Source organism: Pseudomonas sp. CFBP 8758 (assembly GCF_014841725.1).
GTDB lineage: Bacteria > Pseudomonadota > Gammaproteobacteria > Pseudomonadales > Pseudomonadaceae > Aquipseudomonas > Aquipseudomonas baltica.
Window position 1 is genome coordinate 281,957 of the sequence record NZ_JACYUK010000002.1, and the last position, 18,492, is coordinate 300,448.

General features: G+C 64.0%; 19 protein-coding genes. 11 read left to right on the plus strand and 8 right to left on the minus strand.

The window, feature by feature from the left end; all coding sequences use genetic code 11:
* Positions 1-25 precede the first annotated feature (25 nt).
* The 3 genes from IFT75_RS05115 (at position 26) to IFT75_RS05125 (ending at position 2,984) form a co-directional block, all read left to right on the plus strand.
* Positions 26-916 (plus strand): LysR family transcriptional regulator ArgP, encoded by an 891-nt coding sequence (locus IFT75_RS05115; protein WP_192053623.1) that lies wholly within the window; start codon positions 26-28, stop codon positions 914-916.
* A 139-nt stretch (positions 917-1,055) separates the two neighbouring features.
* On the plus strand, positions 1,056-2,054 hold the full coding sequence (locus IFT75_RS05120) for an NAD-dependent epimerase/dehydratase family protein (RefSeq protein ID WP_192053625.1): 999 nt from the start codon (positions 1,056-1,058) through the stop codon (positions 2,052-2,054).
* Between the two features lie 90 nt (positions 2,055-2,144).
* The gene (locus tag IFT75_RS05125) at positions 2,145-2,984 is read left to right on the plus strand and encodes an ATPase (protein ID WP_192053627.1); all 840 of its coding nucleotides are present in this window, start codon (positions 2,145-2,147) and stop codon (positions 2,982-2,984) included.
* A 37-nt stretch (positions 2,985-3,021) separates the two neighbouring features.
* Here the strand turns inward: IFT75_RS05125 and IFT75_RS05130 are convergent, their stop codons facing one another.
* The 3 genes from IFT75_RS05130 to IFT75_RS05140 are packed head-to-tail and all read right to left on the minus strand — an operon-like array spanning position 3,022 to position 5,569.
* On the minus strand, positions 3,022-4,071 hold the full coding sequence (locus tag IFT75_RS05130; protein WP_192053628.1) for an alkene reductase: 1,050 nt from the start codon (positions 4,069-4,071) through the stop codon (positions 3,022-3,024).
* Positions 4,072-4,086: 15 nt separating this feature from the next.
* The gene (locus IFT75_RS05135; protein ID WP_185794012.1) at positions 4,087-5,253 is read right to left on the minus strand and encodes an MFS transporter; all 1,167 of its coding nucleotides are present in this window, start codon (positions 5,251-5,253) and stop codon (positions 4,087-4,089) included.
* A 13-nt stretch (positions 5,254-5,266) separates the two neighbouring features.
* Positions 5,267-5,569 carry an ArsR/SmtB family transcription factor gene (locus tag IFT75_RS05140; RefSeq protein ID WP_043186925.1) on the minus strand — a complete coding sequence of 101 codons (303 nt, stop codon included), beginning with the start codon at positions 5,567-5,569 and terminating at the stop codon, positions 5,267-5,269.
* 141 nt (positions 5,570-5,710) lie between these two features.
* On the opposite strand from IFT75_RS05140, the gene IFT75_RS05145 reads away from it, so the two are divergent.
* Entirely contained in the window at positions 5,711-6,283 is a 573-nt protein-coding gene (locus IFT75_RS05145) for an acyl carrier protein phosphodiesterase (RefSeq protein ID WP_192053630.1), read from the plus strand.
* 66 nt (positions 6,284-6,349) lie between these two features.
* Here the strand turns inward: IFT75_RS05145 and IFT75_RS05150 are convergent, their stop codons facing one another.
* Together IFT75_RS05150 and olsB are read right to left on the minus strand one after the other, a co-directional pair.
* Positions 6,350-7,120 (minus strand): lysophospholipid acyltransferase family protein, encoded by a 771-nt coding sequence (locus IFT75_RS05150; protein WP_192053632.1) that lies wholly within the window; start codon positions 7,118-7,120, stop codon positions 6,350-6,352.
* Positions 7,120-7,875, minus strand: a complete 756-nt coding sequence (olsB, locus tag IFT75_RS05155) for an L-ornithine N(alpha)-acyltransferase (protein ID WP_192053635.1) — start codon at positions 7,873-7,875, stop codon at positions 7,120-7,122. The genes IFT75_RS05150 and olsB overlap by 1 nt, the downstream gene beginning before the upstream one ends.
* Positions 7,876-8,084: 209 nt before the next feature.
* Here olsB and IFT75_RS05160 point away from each other — a divergent pair, with 209 nt between their 5' ends.
* From IFT75_RS05160 to sbcB, 4 genes are all read left to right on the plus strand, one after another.
* Positions 8,085-9,164, plus strand: a complete 1,080-nt coding sequence (locus IFT75_RS05160; protein WP_192053636.1) for a serine hydrolase domain-containing protein — start codon at positions 8,085-8,087, stop codon at positions 9,162-9,164.
* Entirely contained in the window at positions 9,161-9,490 is a 330-nt protein-coding gene (locus IFT75_RS05165; protein WP_192053638.1) for an amidase, read from the plus strand. Before IFT75_RS05160 ends, IFT75_RS05165 begins: the two co-directional genes overlap by 4 nt.
* A 123-nt stretch (positions 9,491-9,613) precedes the next feature.
* Positions 9,614-10,771, plus strand: a complete 1,158-nt coding sequence (locus IFT75_RS05170; RefSeq protein WP_192053640.1) for a phospholipase D-like domain-containing protein — start codon at positions 9,614-9,616, stop codon at positions 10,769-10,771.
* 73 nt (positions 10,772-10,844) lie between these two features.
* Positions 10,845-12,284, plus strand: coding sequence for an exodeoxyribonuclease I (gene sbcB / locus IFT75_RS05175; RefSeq protein WP_192053642.1), 1,440 nt, complete (start codon positions 10,845-10,847; stop codon positions 12,282-12,284).
* A 96-nt stretch (positions 12,285-12,380) separates the two neighbouring features.
* Here the strand turns inward: sbcB and mvaT are convergent, their stop codons facing one another.
* Complete coding sequence (gene mvaT / locus IFT75_RS05180) at positions 12,381-12,761, minus strand: histone-like nucleoid-structuring protein MvaT (RefSeq protein ID WP_122479728.1); 381 nt, start codon at positions 12,759-12,761, stop codon at positions 12,381-12,383.
* Positions 12,762-13,075: 314 nt separating this feature from the next.
* On the opposite strand from mvaT, the gene purU reads away from it, so the two are divergent.
* Both purU and IFT75_RS05190 read left to right on the plus strand, forming a co-directional pair.
* Positions 13,076-13,927 (plus strand): formyltetrahydrofolate deformylase, encoded by an 852-nt coding sequence (gene purU / locus IFT75_RS05185; protein ID WP_192053644.1) that lies wholly within the window; start codon positions 13,076-13,078, stop codon positions 13,925-13,927.
* Positions 13,928-13,929: 2 nt separating this feature from the next.
* Positions 13,930-14,157: a hypothetical protein gene (locus IFT75_RS05190; protein ID WP_192053646.1), complete on the plus strand. Its 228-nt coding sequence runs from the start codon at positions 13,930-13,932 to the stop codon at positions 14,155-14,157.
* On the opposite strand, the gene IFT75_RS05195 is transcribed toward IFT75_RS05190, so the two are convergent.
* A complete protein-coding gene (locus IFT75_RS05195; protein ID WP_192053648.1) occupies positions 14,126-15,121 on the minus strand; it encodes a lysylphosphatidylglycerol synthase transmembrane domain-containing protein in 996 nt (331 codons plus the stop codon). The genes IFT75_RS05190 and IFT75_RS05195 overlap by 32 nt on opposite strands.
* Before the next feature lie 216 nt (positions 15,122-15,337).
* On the opposite strand from IFT75_RS05195, the gene IFT75_RS05200 reads away from it, so the two are divergent.
* Entirely contained in the window at positions 15,338-16,810 is a 1,473-nt protein-coding gene (locus tag IFT75_RS05200) for a helicase HerA-like domain-containing protein (protein ID WP_192053650.1), read from the plus strand.
* A gap of 69 nt (positions 16,811-16,879) precedes the next feature.
* Here the strand turns inward: IFT75_RS05200 and IFT75_RS05205 are convergent, their stop codons facing one another.
* Positions 16,880-18,352 (minus strand): inorganic phosphate transporter, encoded by a 1,473-nt coding sequence (locus tag IFT75_RS05205; protein WP_122479418.1) that lies wholly within the window; start codon positions 18,350-18,352, stop codon positions 16,880-16,882.
* Positions 18,353-18,492 lie beyond the last annotated feature (140 nt).

Genomic DNA, 18,492 nt, shown 5'->3' on the forward strand with positions numbered 1-18,492 from the left:
TGCTGATCACTCATTAGGAAATCTGATGTTCGATTACAAGCTGCTCGCCGCGCTGGCCGCCGTGGTGGAGCAAACGGGCTTCGAGCGCGCCGCGCAGGTGCTGGGCCTGTCTCAGTCGGCCGTGTCGCAGCGGATCAAGCTGCTCGAGGCGCGAGTGGGCCAGCCCGTGCTGATTCGCGTCACGCCGCCGGCACCCACCGATATCGGCCGCCGCCTGCTCAACCATGTGCAGCAGGTACGCTTGCTCGAGCGTGACCTGCAGGGGCAGGTGCCGGCGCTGGATGAACAGGGCATGCCCGAGCGCCTGCGGATTGCCTTGAACGCGGACAGCCTGGGCACTTGGTGGGCCGGCGCGGTCGCGGACTTCAGCATTCGCGAGCAATTGCTGCTGGACCACGTGGTGGAGGATCAGGACGTCGGGCTCAAGCGCATGCGCGCCGGTGAAGTGGCCGCCTGCCTGTGTGCCAGCGAGCGGCCCCTGGCCGGGGCGCGCAGTCTGTTGCTGGGGGCCATGCGCTATCGCGCGCTGGCCAGCCCTGAGTTCATGGCTCGGCATTTTCCCGCAGGCTTCGACCCGGCCCATCTGCCCCGCACGCCTGCGCTGGTGTTCGGCCCCGACGATTATCTGCAACATCGTTTTCTGGCGTCGCTGGGGCTGGCGGAAGGTTTTCTCCATCACCTGTGCCCGTCGTCGGAAGGGTTCAACCGGTTGGCCAAGGCCGGGATGGGCTGGGGCATGGTCCCCGAGCTGCAGGTCGAGGATGCACTGGCCGACGGCAGCCTGATCGAGATCGTCACCGGGCATCCGGTGGACGTACCGTTGTACTGGCATCACTGGCGCAACGGTGGGCAATTGCTCGAGCGCCTCACCCGGCATCTGCGCGAGGGCGCCGCAAGCTGGTTGGTGCCGCTGTGAGCCCTGGGTGCGTCTACCGCTAGCGGCCCGGTTGCTCACAGCCATGGTGCCGAGCAGAGAGTGACCTCGAAGAACGCTGCAGGACCTTCCCGAGGTCGTGCTGCGGTAACACATTGAACGATGCACAGCGGAGCAATTCATGAAGATTCTGGTTACCGGCGCAAGCGGCTTCATCGGCGGGCGCTTCACGCGCCTGGCGTTGGAGCAGGGGCTTGAAGTGCGCATCAACGGTCGCCGGGCCGAAGGGGTCGAGCATCTGGTACGACGCGGCGCACAGTTCATGCAGGGCGACCTGCTCGACCCCGACCTGGCCAAGCGCCTGTGCATCGGCGTCGACGCCGTGGTCCATTGCGCCGGTGCCGCAGGTACCTGGGGCCGCGCCCAGATGTTCCAGCAGGCCAATGTCGAGGTCACCGAGAACGTCGTCGAGGCCTGTCTCAAGGAGCACGTGCAGCGGCTGGTGTATCTGTCTTCGGCAGCGGTCTGTTTCGACGGTCGCAGCCACCTGGCAGTCAAGGAAGAGCAGGTACCGGGACGTCTGCGCGGGCATGCCGCGCGCAGCAAATGGCTGGCCGAGCGCAAGGTGCTCGGCGCTGCCGAGTTCGGCCTGGAAACCATCGTGCTGCGAGCGCACAGGGTGACCGGCGCCGGCGACGGGCAGCAGTTCGCGCGGTTGATCGAGATGCAGCGCAAGAATCGCCTGCGGATCATCGGCGACGGCTTGAACAAGGTCGACTTCACCAGCGTGCAGAACCTCAACCAGGCACTGCTGGGCGCTCTGACGGCGGGCGATACCGCGCTCAACCAGGTCTACAACATCAGCAATGGCGCGCCGATTCCGCTGTGGGATGTGATCAACTACGTGATGCGTCAGCTGGAGTTGCCCCAGGTACGTCGCTACCGCGACTTCGGCCTGGCCCACGGCAGTGCTGCGGTGTGCGAGTCGGCGTGCCTGCTGTGGCCAGGCCAACCCCGACCGCGGTTGTCGCGTTTTGAAGTCCAGGCCTTGCACGAGCATTTCACCCTGGATATCAATCGCGCCCGGCATTACCTGGGCTACGAGCCACGCACGTCCGTGTGGGCATCGCTGGATGAATTCTGTGGCTGGTGGCGTGCCCAGGGCACGCCCGGCGGTTGAGCCAATCGCCCGGGTGGTCGGCCAGTGCCCGCCGTTGCAAGGGTATACTCGCGGTCCTGGCCATTACCCCGTGACACAAAGGTTTCTCACATGCGCAAAGATGCTCCCGACGACTTCGACGACAACCTGCCCAGTTTGCGTGGTGATACCCGCGACGACCACGAGTTTGCCCCAGTGGGCGGCGGGCGCGATCGCGACGCGTTGTACTCGCGCAACACGCCGGTGGTGCGCGTCAAGGCGCCCAGCACGGGTGCGCTGTGGGCGCTGATCGGCGCGTTGTTCATCGCCCTGGGCGGCCTGGGCTGGTGGAGTTTCCAGCAGATCAATTTGATGGAGCAGCAACTGGTGGCCACTCAGGAGAGTTTTGCGCGCATCAGCGAAGAAGCGGCGGGGCGCCTGCAGGACATCAGCGGCAAAGTGGCCAACACCCAGTCCACTGCCGTATCGGGTAGCGAAGCGATGCGGGTCGAAATCAAGCAGTTGCAGGACCAGCTGGCGCAGCAGACTCAGCAACAGAGTGGCGTGGCCGGCCAGCAGAGCACCTTGCAGACCCGTCTGGAACAGGCCGCGTCTCAGGTGGCTGCGCAGCAGACGCTCAACGAGCAATTGCAGACGCAGTTGAAGGCACTGGCGACCGAGCTTGCGACGTTGAAGCAGGCACAGCCGGACACCGGCAAGTTGCAGGCACGTCTGGACAGCGTGGACGGCGAGCTTGCCGCGTTGAAGAAGAGCAATCCGGGCGCGCAGCTCGAACGCCTGGAGCAGGATCTCATCGTGCTCAAGAGCGAGCAGGACAATCGACCGGCGGCCACCAGTGGCCCCAGCATCAGCGAGTTCGATGCGTTCCGCGGACAGGCCACGCGCAGCTTGAACACGCTGCAGAGTCAGGTACAGAACCTGCAGCAGCAGATCAGCCAGCTGCGACGCTGAACGGCCGGGCACGCCTGGCGGCGGCCCGGCCTGCCGCTTACATGCGCGGGTAGTCCAGGTAGCCCGCAGCGCCCTTGGCGTAGAACGTTTCGGGGTGTGGCTCGTTCAATGGCGCGTCGGCCTGCAGGCGCTCCGGCAGGTCGGGGTTGGCGATGTACGGCACGCCGAAGGCCACGGCGTCGGCGATGCCATTGGCCAGGGCAGCGTTGGCCGACGCCTTGTCGAAACGCTCGTTGACGATGTACGGACCGCCAAACGCATCACGCAGTTGCGCGGCCAAACTGTCCTCGCCTTCCTTCTCGCGGGCACAGATGAACGCGATGCCGCGCTTGCCGAGTTCGCGGGCAACATAGGTGAAGGTTTCGGCACGGTTGCCGTCGCCCATGTCGTGCAGGTCGGCACGTGGCGAGAGGTGCATGCCGACACGGTCGGCGCCCCAGACGTCGATGGCCGCATCGGTCACTTCCAGCAGCAGCCGTGCACGGTTTTCCAGGGAGCCGCCATAGGCGTCGGTGCGCTGGTTGGTGCTGCTCTGCAGGAACTGGTCGAGCAGGTAACCGTTGGCGCCGTGGATTTCCACGCCATCGAAGCCCGCAGCCTTGGCGTTTTCCGCGCCCACTCGATAGGCCTCGACGATGTCGGCGATTTCAGCGGTTTCCAGTGCCCGTGGGGTTTCGAAACCGGTGATCGGGCGCACCAGGCTGACGTGGCCGTCGGCGGCGATTGCGCTGGGGGCCACCGGCAGCTCGCCGTTCAGGTATTGCGAATGCGAGATCCGGCCCACGTGCCACAGCTGCAGCATGATCCGGCCACCGGCGGCGTGCACGGCCTGGGTGACGTTGGCCCAGCCGCGAACCTGGTCGTTGGACCAGATGCCAGGGGTATCCGGGTAGCCGACGCCCATGGGCGTCACCGAGGTCGCTTCGCTGAGGATCAGCCCGGCGCTGGCGCGTTGCACGTAGTACTCAGCCATCATCTGGTTGGGCACGCGGCCCTCGTCGGCGCGGCAACGGGTCAGCGGTGCCATGATGATGCGGTTCGGCAGTTCCAGTGCGCCGAGCTTGATCGGGTCGAAAAGTGTGGTCATGTAGGACAGCCTCTATCAGTGAGTGGCGGGTGCCAGGTCCGGCGTCCGGGTCTGGCGAAAAGTGATCAGGGTGACGATCAGGGCAAGCACGGCCAGTGCGGCGGCGGCCAGCGGCACGCTGGTCAGGCCCAGGCCGCCGGCGATGACGGCGCCGCCGATCCAGGCGCCCAGGGCGTTACCGACGTTGAAGGCACTGATGTTCAGGGTCGACACCAGGTTGGGCGCCGACTTGCCGAAGGTCACCACGTTGATCTGCAGCGCAGGCACGGCGGCGAATGCCGCGGCGGCCCAGAGGAATAACGTGATTTCGGTCGGGATGACGGCCACTGCGGTCCAGCTCAGCGCGGTGGACACCACGGCCATGGCCGCGAAGACCCCGATCAGGGTGGCACCCAGGCGTCGATCGGCCAGCTTGCCGCCGATGATGTTGCCCACGGTCAGGCCCAGGCCGATCAGCAGCAGCGTGTAGGTGACCCCGCGCGGTGATATGCCGGTGACATCACCCAGCAGCGGCGCGATGTAGGTGAACAAGGTGAACATGGACGCGGCGAACAGCGCTGTCATGCTCAGCGACAGCCAGATGCCGGCGCCCTTGAGGGCCGACAGTTCGGCGACCATGTCCAGCTTGGCTTCTTCGCGATTGCCTGGCAGAAAACGCAGCAGACCGATCAGCGCGATCACGCCGATCAGGGTGACCACCCAGAACGTCGAGCGCCAGCCCGCCGCCTGGCCCAGCGCAGTGCCCAATGGCACGCCCAGCACGTTGGCCAGTGTCAGGCCGGTGAACATCAAGGCCACCGCCGAGGCACGCTTGTTGGGTGCCACCAGCCCTGCAGCCACAACCGAGCCGATGCCGAAAAAGGCACCGTGGGACAGCGCGGTGACCACCCGAGCGAACATCAGCACGTTGTAGTCGCTGGCGATGGCGCAGAGCAGGTTGCCGACGATGAAGATGCCCATCAGCACCACCAGCGCCGCTTTTCGCGGCAGGCGCGCGGTGGCCAGGGCCATGAACGGCGCGCCGATGGCCACGCCCAAGGCGTAGCCGGTGACCAGCCAGCCGGCGCTGGGAATGCTGACGCCGAGGTCGCCCGCCACATCGGGCAGCAGGCCCATGATGACGAACTCGGTGGTGCCGATGGCGAAGGAGCTCAGCGCCAGGATCAGCAGGGATAAAGGCATGAAAAGATCCTTGTCAGAGCTGTGCGCTCATTTGCGCGAGAAACGCCTGGATGACGTCCTCGTTGCGTTTGAAGAAGTGCCACTGGCCAACCTTCTTGCTGCTGATCAGGCCTGCCCGTTGCAGGGTGGCCAGATGCGCCGAGACGGTTGACTGCGAGAGGCCGCAGCGTTGGTCGATCTGCCCGGCACATACACCGTTTTCGGTGCTGTGGTGCTGATCGGGAAACTGCCCCTGGGGATCCTTGAGCCACGCCAGGATTTCCCTGCGCACGGGGTGGGAGAGGGCTTTTATTATTTCGTCGAGATCGAGGGACATGACGTACTCGGCTTATATCGGGACGAAGCGAAATATATATCTGTATTTCGCGATATACAAATATGAATGTGTGCTAACGACGGGTCATTCGGCTATATCGGGTTATAACGATACAGTCGCAATGGTGCTAAGCTGCGCGGTATGAACTACCTGGCACACCTTCATCTCGGCGGTCCTGCACCTGAGCAACTGCTCGGCAGCCTCTATGGCGATTTCGTCAAAGGCCCGCTGGCAGGGCGCTTCAGCGCGCCCATGGAGGCCGGCATTCGCCTGCATCGGCAGATCGATGCATTCACCGACAGTCACCCGCTGGTGCTGCGCGCCATCGGCCGCTTCCCGGCCGAACGGCGCCGCTATGCCGGGATCATCGTCGATGTGTTTTTCGATCATTGCCTGGCGCTGCACTGGGCGGACTATTCCCGGCAGCCGCTGACGGCGTTCACCGACCATGTCTATCGGGTGCTGGCAGCCGAAGCCGAGTTGCCGGGGCGGCTGGCGGCCATGGCGCCGCACATGATCGCCGAGGATTGGTTGGGGTCGTACCGGGATTTCCAGATCATCGAGCGGGTGCTGCAGGGGATCTCACGGCGGTTGTCCAAGCCCGAAGGGCTGGCTGGGGGGTTCGAGGAAGTACGAGCCCTGTACGCGCCACTGACCGAAGATTTCCGCGCGTTCTATCCGGTGGTGCAGGGGTTCGCGCGGGAGAGGCGGTGACTGTACTGACGTATTCGCGGGCGGCGAGTCCTCTGCCCGCGAATGAGGCAGCTGGGTACATCTGACTCACGCCGCCTGCCGCACCTCTTCAACCTCCCCGAACAACGCGAAGCGCACTGCCTCCTGAGCCTCATAGGCCAGCGCCGCGCGTTCCTTGCCCAGGCTGGCGATCGGTGTCAGCACCTGGATCAACACCTGCCCGCGGGGCTGAGCAAAGATGCGCAGCAAGTGCGACAGCAGATCATCATCGCCCACAAACGGCGCGATCGGATCCAGCTCGCCGTCACGCTGATAGCGGATCGCGATCGGCTGCACCGGCACGCCGGCGTCTATGGCGCTGGACATCAGCCGCCCATGGAACGTACGCAGGCTGTGACCATCGGTGGTAGTGCCCTCGGGGAAGATCATCAGATCCAGATCGTTGCGCAAGTGCTGGGTCATCTGCCGCCGGATCAACTGGCTGTCGCCCGCGCCGCGACGAATGAACAGCGTGCCGGCCTTGAGCGCCAACCAGCCGGCCACCGGCCAGGTGCGAACTTCGGCCTTTGACAGGAACGAAAGCGGCGCCAGCATGCCGAGCAGGGGAATGTCCGTCCAGGAGACATGGTTGCCGACCCACAGCATGGGCTTGTGCGGCAACTTGCCCTGCACGGTCACCTCGAACGGCAGCGCATTGCTCAGGCGCACCATGAACCAGCGCGACCAGCGCTGACGGCGGCCCATGCAGTCGGGCAGGCGCAGCCGCTCCAGCAGGCTGAACATCGCGGCCAGCGTCAGGCCCAGGCCGATCACCCAGAGCAGGCGCAGGATGCGCGCGTACACGCGCCAGCGCGGCATCACACGGCCGCCTTGAAGTGGCGGGCGTAGCGCGGGCAGAGATCGTCGCGCTTGAGCAGGATGAACACGTCGGCAACCTGGAAATCCGGGTCCCAGCATGGCTCGCCACAGATCTTCGCGCCCAGGCGCATGTAGGCCTTGAGCAGCGGCGGCAGTTCGGCAATGACGTTGCCTGGAATGTCCAGGCTGGGCAGGGGCATCTTCGGCTCGGCGCGCAAGTGCTCGGTGCACAGGTAGCGCTCGCGCAGACGCTGCATGATCGCCTGGGCCTGGATGCCGCCATCCTGCATCGGGATGCTGGCGCAGCCCATCAGGTAATCATAGCCACCCTCGTTCAGCACCTCCGCCAGCTCGCCCCAGAGCACCGCGATGGTGCCGCCGTTGCGGTAGGCGGGGGCCACGCAGGTGCGCCCGATTTCCAGGATCGAGCCTTGCAGGTGGCGCAGGCCGTGCAGGCTGAATTCTTCTTCGCTGTAGAAGCGCCCCAGCCGGTCGGCAGCGCGGTGGTCGAGCAGGCGTGTGGTTGCTACCAGTCGCCCGGTGGCCAGGTCGCGCACCCCGATGTGCTGGCAATGGGCATCGTAGTCGTCGATATCCAGACCTTGCTCGGCGCTCTTGAGTTGGGCGTTGAGCTCGGTGCTGAACACGGCGAAGCGCAGGGCCTGGGCCTCGTGCAGAGCTTGCGGGCCGACAAGTCGTTCGGCGTGCAGACGGCGTTCGGTACGGGTGTCGCCAGAGCGTGCGATCTGAGTCATTGCAAGTCTCCAAAAGCCGGCCGGTGAGTGCGGCAGGTCGATTTTGCTAGGCATGGCCAGCCTAGGAAGACCCGGTGTCATCACCATGAAGCTTTGGTGATGCTTGCGTGACAGCCCTCGACCGCCATACGCCACACAACTCTTGCAGCGAACGGCTGTCATACCCGCACTGCACACTCGCTCCAACCTCGATCACGAGCCTTCCCCGCATGCCGCGTCTGCTTATCCTGTCGATCTCTCTGCTGTGCGCGTTACCGGTGTGTGCGCAGAATTGGCCATCCGAGCGATGGAGCCAGGCACCGGCACCGGCGTCGCCGGCCATTGCCGCCCTGGAGCAATACGCGTTCGTCGCCCGCGATGACGCCGTGCGCGAAGGCGTGCGCACCGATGCGCTGCTGGTGGTCCGCGACGGCGAGATCGTCTACGAGCGCTACGCCGGCCCCGGTGCTGCCGACCGGGTGCATGCCACCTGGTCGATCAGCAAGAGCCTGCTGGCCACGGTAATGGGCGTGGCCTATGGCGAAGGGCGTTTTGCCCTGCAGGATGCCGCCGCCGACTATTTCCAGCCCCTTGCCCAGCACCGCGATATACGCGTGCAGGACCTGTTTCACTGGGCGTCGGGGCTGGACTGGCAGGAAGACTACGAATATGCACCGCTCAATTCCTCGGTGGTGGCGATGCTCTACACCCGTGGTCATCACGACATGGCCAGCTATGCCGCGAGCCACCGGCGTGCCTACGTGCCCGGCGAACATTTCCGCTACTCCAGTGGCGACAGCAATCTGCTTGCCGCAGCGCTGCGCAATATGGTCGGCCTGCACGAGTACCCGGACTATCCCTGGCAGGCGTTGTTCACGCCTCTGGGTATCGACCAGGCGGTGTGGGAAACCGATGCCAGCGGCACATTCGTCGCCTCGTCCTATGCCTACCTGACCGCGCGCGATCTGGCCCGGGTGGGCCTGCTGATGCAGCGCGATGGTCAATGGCGTGGCCGGCAATTGCTGCCGCAGGCGTGGGTGGCCTTCAACCGCACGCCGTTCGCCCCGAGTGAGCACGTTGCGGGAGAGCCCGCAGCAGGCGCGCACTGGTGGCTCAACAGCAATATGGCCTGGCCCCATGCTCCGCGCAGCACCATGGCGGCACTGGGGCATTGGGGACAGGCGCTGTACGTGCTGCCCGAGCAACGCCTGGTGGTGGTGCGCTATGCCGATGACCGCGATGGCAGCTTCAGCCACGATGCGCTGTTGCAGCGGATCGTGGCCGCCTTCGCCGCACCGGGTGGCCAATGAGCACTGGCAAGCGCGCCTGGGCGGCGCTCGGCCTGCTGCTGTCGCTGGCGGCGGCCACTTGGCTGTGGCACGAACGCACGCAGTTGCTGGCCTTTCCCGACATTCTCAGCGCCTTTTCAGCGAAGGAATACTGTTCGTGCCGCTATGTGCTGCAAAACAGTGCCGGCTACTGTCAGAGCTACATCAAGCAGTATCTGCCGCTCAGCAGCCTGAGCGAGGACGCTGGCCAGCGGCGGGTTATGGCCAGCGGCCTGGGGCGCAGCAATACGGCGGCCTGGGTTGGGCCCCGGCAAGGCTGCCGATTGATTCCCGGGAGCGACGGATGAACCGGCCCGAACCTGGTCTGCCTGCACCCGCCACCGATGTCTCCATCCACCTGGTTACAGGACTGCCCATGCGTGAATCGAACGGCTTGCAAGCGACCCTATCTGTCATGCAGGGGCGCTGACATGGGCGGGCCGGTGTTTCCGTGGCGCGAGAGCAGCGAATTCGAGTTGCTGATCGACGGGCCGCAGTTCTTCCCGCGCATGCTCGAGCGCATCGGCGAGGCCGAGCACGCGATCGATCTGGAACTGTACCTGGTGGAGGCCGGCGCCTGTGCCCAGGCCGTGGTCCAGGCACTGCACGCGGCGGCCGCACGGGGCGTGCATGTACGCTGCCTGTTCGACGACTACGGCTCGCTGGCCTTCACCGCAGAACTGCGCGCGCAGTTGATCGACGTCGGGGTGGAGCTGCGTTTCTACAACCCGATCAGTTGGCGCCGGGGCGTGCGCAACCTCTACCGCGACCACCGCAAACTGTTGCTGGTGGACCAGCAATGGGCGATGGTCGGCGGCACCGGTGTCACCGACGAGTTCTGGCAGCCGAATGAAAGTGTCAGCGAATGGCATGAGGTAATGGTGGCCATGACCGGCACCTTGGTCGCTGACTGGCAGATGCTGTTCGACCGCCAATGGCGCGCCAACCTGCGGCGCACCGCCTGGCGTCCGCCTACCCATTTCGGCTTGGCGCGCGTGCCGCCCATGCCCGACGGCGGCCAGGGGCTGGGTCGGGTCGCCTACGCCGATGCCCGGCAACATCGCGACATTCTGCAGTCACTGGTGCGCGCACTGAACAGCGGACAGCGCCGCATCTGGCTGGCGACACCTTATTTTCTGCCGACCTGGAAGGTCCGCCGCTCGCTGCGTCGCGCCGCCAGCCGCGGCATCGACGTCAGGCTGTTGCTCACCGGTCCGCGCACCGACCACCCATCGGTACGCTATGCCGGCCATAACTATTACCCGAAGTTGCTCAAGGCCGGGGTCAAGATCTATGAATACCAACCCTGTTTCCTGCACTTGAAAATGGTCTTGATCGACGACTGGGTCAGTGTCGGTTCGTGCAACTTCGATCATTGGAACCTGCGCTTCAATCTGGAAGCCAACCTCGAAGCGCTGGACCCCAGCCTGACCGAGGCGGTGCAGCGCAGCTTCATCACCGACTTCGCCGCCAGCCATGAAGTCAGCCTGGCCGATTGGCGCCGTCGGCCGTTCTGGGGGCGGGTTCAGCAACGCATTTTCGGCTGGATGGATCGCCTGAGCGTGGCGGTGTTTCGGCGCCGGGGCTGAGGCCGCCCGACAACCGTGGCCTCATGCGGGGCAGGGCTCTACACTGTCGCGCAACTGCGCACAGGACACCTCAGTGACTTCCAGCATTTTCTGGTACGACTACGAAACCACCGGTATCAATCCGCGCTGCGATCGGCCCTTGCAGGTCGCCGGCATCCGCACCGATGCAGACCTCAACGAGATCGCCGCGCCGGTCAACCTGTACTGCCAGCCCAGCGACGATATTCTGCCGCATCCGGCAGCCTGCATGATCACCGGCATCACTCCGCAGCGCCTGGCCGATCGCGGCCTGAGCGAGGCCGACTTCATGACCCGGGTCCACGCCCAGCTGGCGATGCCCGGTACCTGCGGGGCCGGCTACAACACCTTGCGCTTCGACGATGAAATGACCCGCTACAGCCTCTATCGCAACTTCTTCGACCCTTACGGGCGCGAGTGGCAAGGTGGCAACAGCCGTTGGGATTTGATCGACGTGGTCCGCGCTGCCTATGCGCTGCGCCCCGAGGGCATCCACTGGCCGCAGGTAGACGGACGGGCGAGCATGCGCCTGGAGTTGCTCACGGCCGCCAACGGCATCGACCATGGTCAAGCGCACGATGCGTTGTCCGACGTGCGTGCGACCATTGCGCTGGCGCGCTTGATTCGCCAGCGCCAGCCTCGGCTATACGACTGGCTGTTCCAATTGCGTGGCAAACAACGGGTGCAGGAAAACATCCAGCTGTTGCAGCCGCTGGTACATGTTTCCGGGCAATTCGGCGCAGCGCGACGCTATGCCGCAGTGGTGTTGCCATTGGCTTGGCATCCAAAGAATCGCAATGCCTTGATTGTCTACGACCTGGCTCATGATCCGCAGCCGTTGATCGAGCAAAGTATCGAGGTATTGCAAGAGCGTCTGTACAAACGCCGCGAGGATCTCGCGGAGGGCGAGGCGCCATTGCCTTTGAAACTTCTGCACATCAATCGCTGCCCGGTAATAGCCCCGCTCGGCGTACTGCGCGACGAAGATTGGCAACGCCTGAATCTGGACAAGCCGCTTTATCAAGCTCGGGCAATGCGTTTGTGCGATGCCCAACCGCAATGGCATTACAAATTGTCACCGTTGTATCAAGCGCAGGCGTTTTCCGAGAGTGTCGATCCGGAACAACAGTTGTATGACGGGTTCATCGGTGACCGCGACCGGTTATTGTGCGAACGGATTCGCACATTGGATCCAGAACAGTTGGCGACAGCTCAGTGGGTATTCGATGACGAGCGCCTGCCTGAATTGTTGTTCCGTTACAGGGCGCGCAACTTTCCGCATACCCTGAATCCTCTTGAAACACAGCGTTGGTTGCAATTCTGCCAACAGCGCTTGAGTGATCCACTATTGGGTGCGCCCAATACGTTGCAAGGTTTCAATGCCGCGCTGGCCGACTGCATGGTCAAGGCCGATCCGGCGCAGACCCAGGTGCTGAATCACTGGCAGACCTACGCGCAGGCACTGGCGGCGCGCCTGGGCCTACAGCCGACTTGAATTGAAGTCGCGGCCATAAAAAACGCCAGTCACAGGACTGGCGTTTTTTTATCTACAGGCTGTGATCTACAGACTGCGATCCAAACGATGTAGCGATCAGCCGAGGAAACTGGCCCAGCTTTCGACCACGTCACCACCCCATTTGGCTTTCCATTCTTTCAGGGTCTTGTGGTTGCCACCCTTGGTCTCGATGACTTCACCGTTGTGCGGGTTCTTGTATTGTTTGACCTTGCGCGCGCGCTTGGTGCCGGTAACTTTGCCTGTGGCAGGGCGCGGTGCCTTGTTCAACTTGGCTTCCGGATCCAGCAGGGCAATGATGTCGCGCAGTGATTTCTGGTATTCGCCCATCAGGGTGCGCAGTTTGCCTTCGAATTCCAGTTCGGTTTGCAATTTGTCGTCTTCGGACAGGTTCTTCAAGCGTGCCTGAAGCTCTTTGATTGCCTCTTCGGTTGCGCGATATTCGTTGATCAGGGACATGGTCATACCTCGGTAATGCAAGTGTCAGTGGAAACAGTGTCGTGATAATAAGCATCCACCGAGGCCAAGTAAACATTTAACGGAAACACTGCGTTGATACCGTCAGTGCCTGCAACATCGAGGTGAATGATTTTTCATGTCATTACCGGGCAGATCTATTTAATACCTGTGACTCCATCGACAGTGTGCCGGCCGACCCGTTCGGTGGAGCGGGGCGGATGTGCGACACGCTTGAAAGGCTGCAATCAATACTGCAGATTCGGCCGTCAACCGCTAGAATGGCGCCCTTTGCGAAGTTTCTGGAGTTTGAATACATGCGCACTTTTCGGCTGGTGACCGCTTGCCCGGACCGCGTTGGCATCGTTGCCAAAGTCAGCCATTTCCTGGCGTCCCACAACGGCTGGATCAGCGAATCGAACCACCACTCCGATGACCAGAACGGCTGGTTCTTCATGCGCCACGAAATTCGTGCCGACACCCTGCCGTTCGACATCGACGCCTTCCGCGAAGCCTTCGCGCCCATCGCCGAAGAATTCGCCATGGAATGGCGGGTCACCGACACCGCGCAGAAGAAGCGCGTGGTGCTCATGGCCAGCCGCGAATCCCACTGCCTGGCCGACCTGCTGCACCGCTGGCACAGCAACGAGCTGGACTGCGACATCGCCTGCGTGGTGTCCAACCACGAAGACCTGCGCAGCATGGTCGAATGGCATGGCATTCCCTACTACCATGTGCCGGTCGACCCTCAGGACAAACTGCCGGCGTTCGCCGAAGTCTCGCGCCTGGTCGATCAGCACCAGGCCGATGTCGTGGTGCTGGCGCGTTACATGCAGATTCTGCCACCGCAGTTGTGCCAGGCCTATGCCGGCAAGATCATCAACATCCACCACAGCTTCCTGCCGTCTTTCGTCGGCGCCAAGCCTTACCACCAGGCCTCGCTGCGCGGCGTGAAACTGATCGGTGCCACCTGTCACTACGTCACCGAGGAGCTGGACGCCGGCCCGATCATCGAGCAGGACGTGGTTCGCGTCAGCCACAGCGACAGCATCGACGACATGGTGCGCTTCGGTCGCGATGTCGAGAAAATGGTCCTGGCCCGTGGTCTGCGCTATCACCTCGAAGACCGCGTGATGGTGCACGGCAACAAGACCGTAGTCTTCAGCTGAGCATGGGCGAGCCGGGCGACAAGGCCAGTGCCAAGCCGTTGCCGGTGCTCGGTGCGGGCTGTGCGAGCCGCTACGATCCCGAGGCGCTGAGCGAGGAGCACGGCACCGATTTTCCGGGTGCCGAGGCGTTGTGGGCGCAGCAGTGGCGGGAACAGCCGCAGGGCGAGCCTGCCAGCGACGTCGACACGCCCGCTGCAGTCAAGCCTGGCGGGCCCGCAGCAGCTTGTTGAGCAAGGGCTTGCCCAACAGGGCGACGAACACCGGGCCGCCGGCGATCAGGTAGAAGTAGTAGGTGACCAGCCGCCAGATCAGAATGGCGGCGGCAGCGGTCGACTTGCCTACCATGGGCGCCAACAGGGCGGCCGAGGCCAGCTCGGCGGCGCCCGCGCCGCCGGGCAACAGGCTGAACTGGCCGGCGCTCAGGGCCAGCATCTGAATCAGAAAGCTCCACGCCCAGTCCACCTCGCTGCCCAGCCCCTGCAAAGTGAAATACAGCACGCTGTAGCGCAGTGTCCAGTGCACGCAGGTCAAGGCAAACACCTGGGCGAGCACGCTGCGGGGCAGGCGGAAGTTGTCAGCGAAAGCGTCGAGAAAATGCAGCAGTTTGCGCGCCCAGCGCCTTCGTGTGGCGGGCTTGATGCGCAGCAGTTGCAGGAGCCGGCCGTTGATCTTGATCACCGGGCGGTGATAGCGCGCCAGTACCGCACAAGCGATCAATGCGCCCGTCATCAGAACTCCGCTGGCCAGCAGCATGCTTTCCAGTGCCTGGCTGAGGTTGTGAAACAGCGCGTAGACCAGAATGCACAGCAGGGCGAAGAAGAAGAACATCAGGTCGTTGAGCTGGTCCATGGCGAACACGGCGCTGGTCTTGGCCGCGCCAATGCCCTGGCGTCCCAGCAAGGCCAGCAGGGTCAGTGGTGCGCCGCTGCCGCCCGGGGTTGCGCAATAGGCGAACTCTGCCGCCATCACTACCGCAACCGTCTTCAGCCGACCGATGCGTGCCGCCTGCTCGGCCAGCAGCAGCCGCAGGCGCATGGCATTCACCACCCAGCCGACGCAGATCATGCCGAACATGCCCAATAGCAGAAGCAGCGAGAACCCGCGCAGGCGCTGGAGCATTTCGCTGCCGCCCATGACGATGGGAATGAGCACGGCGACGGCGATGATCAGAACCAGCCACAGCATACGACTCATGGTAGGCGAGTCGCCGCGAGGTTCGCGGGAGGGGAAAGGCGAGTGCGCTGCATGGAAGAGTCCGTATGGGCCGGCATCGGGCCGTCGTGGGCGAGATGATAGCCGCGTCGGCGTGATTCGTCAGCGACTTGGATTCACCCAGGATTTTTTTCTGCACACCGGCCGGTTTGGCATTACGCTGGGTCAGGCTTCATTGAATAACAGCAGAGGTGCAACATGACGGATGCCCGACACGTATTGTTCGGTGCCGACCTGAGCGGTGAGCCGGTGGGTCTGGACCTGCGCCTGACCAACCGCCACGGTTTGATCGCCGGTGCCACTGGAACCGGCAAGACGGTCACCCTGCAGCGCTTGGCCGAGGCATTCAGCGAGGCCGGGGTGGCGGTCTTTGCCGCCGATATCAAGGGTGATCTGTGCGGCCTGGGCGCCAGTGGCAATCCGCAGGGCAAGATCGCCGAGCGGATTGCGCAGATGCCATGGCTGGAGTACCGCCCCCAGGCCTGCCCGGTCACCCTCTGGGACATTCATGGGCAGTCCGGCCATCCGCTGCGCACCACGCTCAGCGAAATGGGGCCGCTGCTGCTGGGCAGCCTGCTGGAACTCACCGACAGCCAGCAATCCGCGCTGTACGCCGCCTTCAAGGTAGCCGACCGCGAAGGCTTGCTGCTGCTCGACCTCAAGGATCTCAAGGCGCTGCTCAACCACCTCCGGGACAACCCAGAGCTGCTCGGTGACGACAGCGCGCTGATGACCACGGGCTCGAGCCAGGCCCTGTTGCGCCGCCTTGCCACGCTGGAGCAGCAGGGCGCCGAAGCGCTGTTCGGCGAGCCGGCCCTGCGCCTGGAAGACATTCTGCACCCCGACGCCGATGGCCGCGGCCGCATCCATCTGCTCGACGCCAGCCGCCTGGTGCACGAGGCGCCGAAAGTCTACGCCACCTTCCTGCTGTGGCTGCTGGCTGAGCTGTTCGAGCAATTGCCCGAGCGCGGCGACGCCGACAAGCCGTTGCTGGCGCTGTTTTTCGACGAAGCCCACTTGTTGTTCAACGGCACCCCCAAAGCCCTGCAGGATCGCCTGGAGCAAGTGGTGCGGTTGATTCGCTCCAAGGGCGTCGGCGTGTACTTCGTCACCCAGTCGCCCAGCGACCTGCCCGATGCGGTGCTGGCCCAACTGGGCCTGCGCATCCAGCACGGTCTGCGGGCGTTCACCGCCCGAGAGCAGAAAGCGCTCAAGGCGGTTGCCGAAGGTTTCCGCCCCAACCCCGCGTTCGACACCCTGGCGGTGCTGACCGAGCTGGGCACCGGCGAGGCCTTGGTCGGAACGCTGGAGGAGAAAGGCACCCCGGCGATGGTCCGGCGCGTCTCGATCGCGCCGCCGCAGTCGCGTATCGGCCCGCTGACGGACGCCGAGCGTGCCGCCGTGGTCCGCAACTCTGCACTGGCCGGGCGTTACGATCAGCCGGTGGACCGCGAGTCCGCCTATGAACTGCTGACCGCGCGCAAGCTGGCGCCCGCCGCGGACCCTGCACAGCCGCCCGCGCCAAGCCTGGCCGACAAGGCCGGCGAGTTTCTCAGTGGCGCTGCGGGGCAGGCATTGAAGTCAGCGATGCGCCAGGCGGCCAACCAGTTCGGTCGTCAGTTGGTCCGCGGCTTGATGGGGTCTTTGCTGGGCGGCAGCAAGCGCAAGTAGCGTCCAGCGTTTTCCCACCCATGCAAAAAGGCGCCCGCGGGCGCCTTTTCTGCAACTGTCGCTCATTACCTAGCCGACCAGTTGGCTCGCCAACCAGAACAGCCCGGCCGCCAGGCCCATTGAGGCCGGCAGGGTCAACACCCATGCCAGCATGATGGTGCGCACCGTGCCGCCCTGCAGCCCGCTCTTGTTGGCCACCATGGTGCCAGCGACGCCCGAGGAGAGGATGTGAGTAGTCGACACCGGCAGGCTGAACACGTTGGCTGCGCCGATGGCGCACGCTGTGACGATCTGCGCCGACATGCCCTGGGCGTAGGTCATGCCCTGCTTGCCGATCTTCTCGCCGATGGTCAGCACCACGCGTTTCCAGCCGACCATGGTGCCGGTGCCCAAGGCCAGGGCCACGGCCAGGATGACCCAGAACGGCGAGTATTCGGTGGTTGCGGTGAGGTCCTTGCGCAGCTTCTCGAGGTCGGATTTCTCACGCGGCTCCAGTGCTGGCAACTTGCCGACCTTCTTCGCCGTGTCATCCAGGCAGAGCAGGTAGCGACGCACTTCGATGCGACGCTCGGCCGCCAGCGAATGGTAGTCGGAGACACCTTCAAGTGTGCTCAACAGCGCTGCGATGGTAGGTTCGGTCTGCTGCGGATTGCAGCTGAACTTCTCTGGCAGATCGCCCTGCTGGGCTTTGCCCAGCGCCAGGAATTCACCCAGGGTGGCCTGGTTGCGCTGGTAGAACTGGCTCAAGTGCTGGGTCGCGTCGCGGGTCCGCTCGATCTGGTAGGTGGTCGAGTTCAGGTCAAGTACGAACTGCTGCGGGACGATACCGATCAATACCAGCATGATCAGGCCGATGCCCTTCTGGCCATCGTTGGAACCGTGCACGAAACTCACGGCCATGGCCGACAACACCAGCACCAGGCGATTCCAGAACGGTGGGTGCTTCTTGTCGTCCAGTTTGCGCCGCTGCTCCGGGGTCTTGTGCATCTTGGACGCCGGACGCCACCATTTCAGGCCGATCAGCACCAGGGCCGCCGCCACGAAGCCGGCGATGGGCGAGAACACCAGCGAGGCGCCGATGTCGATTGCCTTCTGCCAGTTCACGCCGTCGCCCAGGGGGATGTCGTTGATCAAGGCATTGGCCAGACCCACGCCCAGGATCGAGCCGATCAGGGTGTGCGAGCTCGAGGCCGGAATGCCGAAATACCAGGTGCCCAGGTTCCAGGTAATGGCCGCGGCCAGCAGCGAGAACACCATGGCCAGGCCATGTCCGGTGTTGACGTTGATCAGCAACTCCACCGGCAGCAGGTGGACGATCGCGTAGGCCACGCCAACGCCGCCCAGCAGCACGCCGAGGAAGTTGAAGATACCGGACAGGAATACGGCCAGGTGCGGCGGCATTGCCTTGGTGTAGATGACTGTGGCCACCGCGTTGGCGGTGTCATGAAAGCCGTTGATGAATTCGAAGGTGAGAACAAACGCCAGCGCTAAGAACAGGCTGACCAACACCCACGCATCCAGTGCGCTGAATAATTCGATCATGAAGGTTTTGTGACCGGGCCATTGAGGGGGCGCGATTATGCCAGAAATCGAGGCGTTATGACCCCCCAGGCGCTGACCGGTGGGTCCGCTTTTCCGGCATTCAGCAGGCAGTGGCGAGGGCTGACGCCAATGCAGCAGGC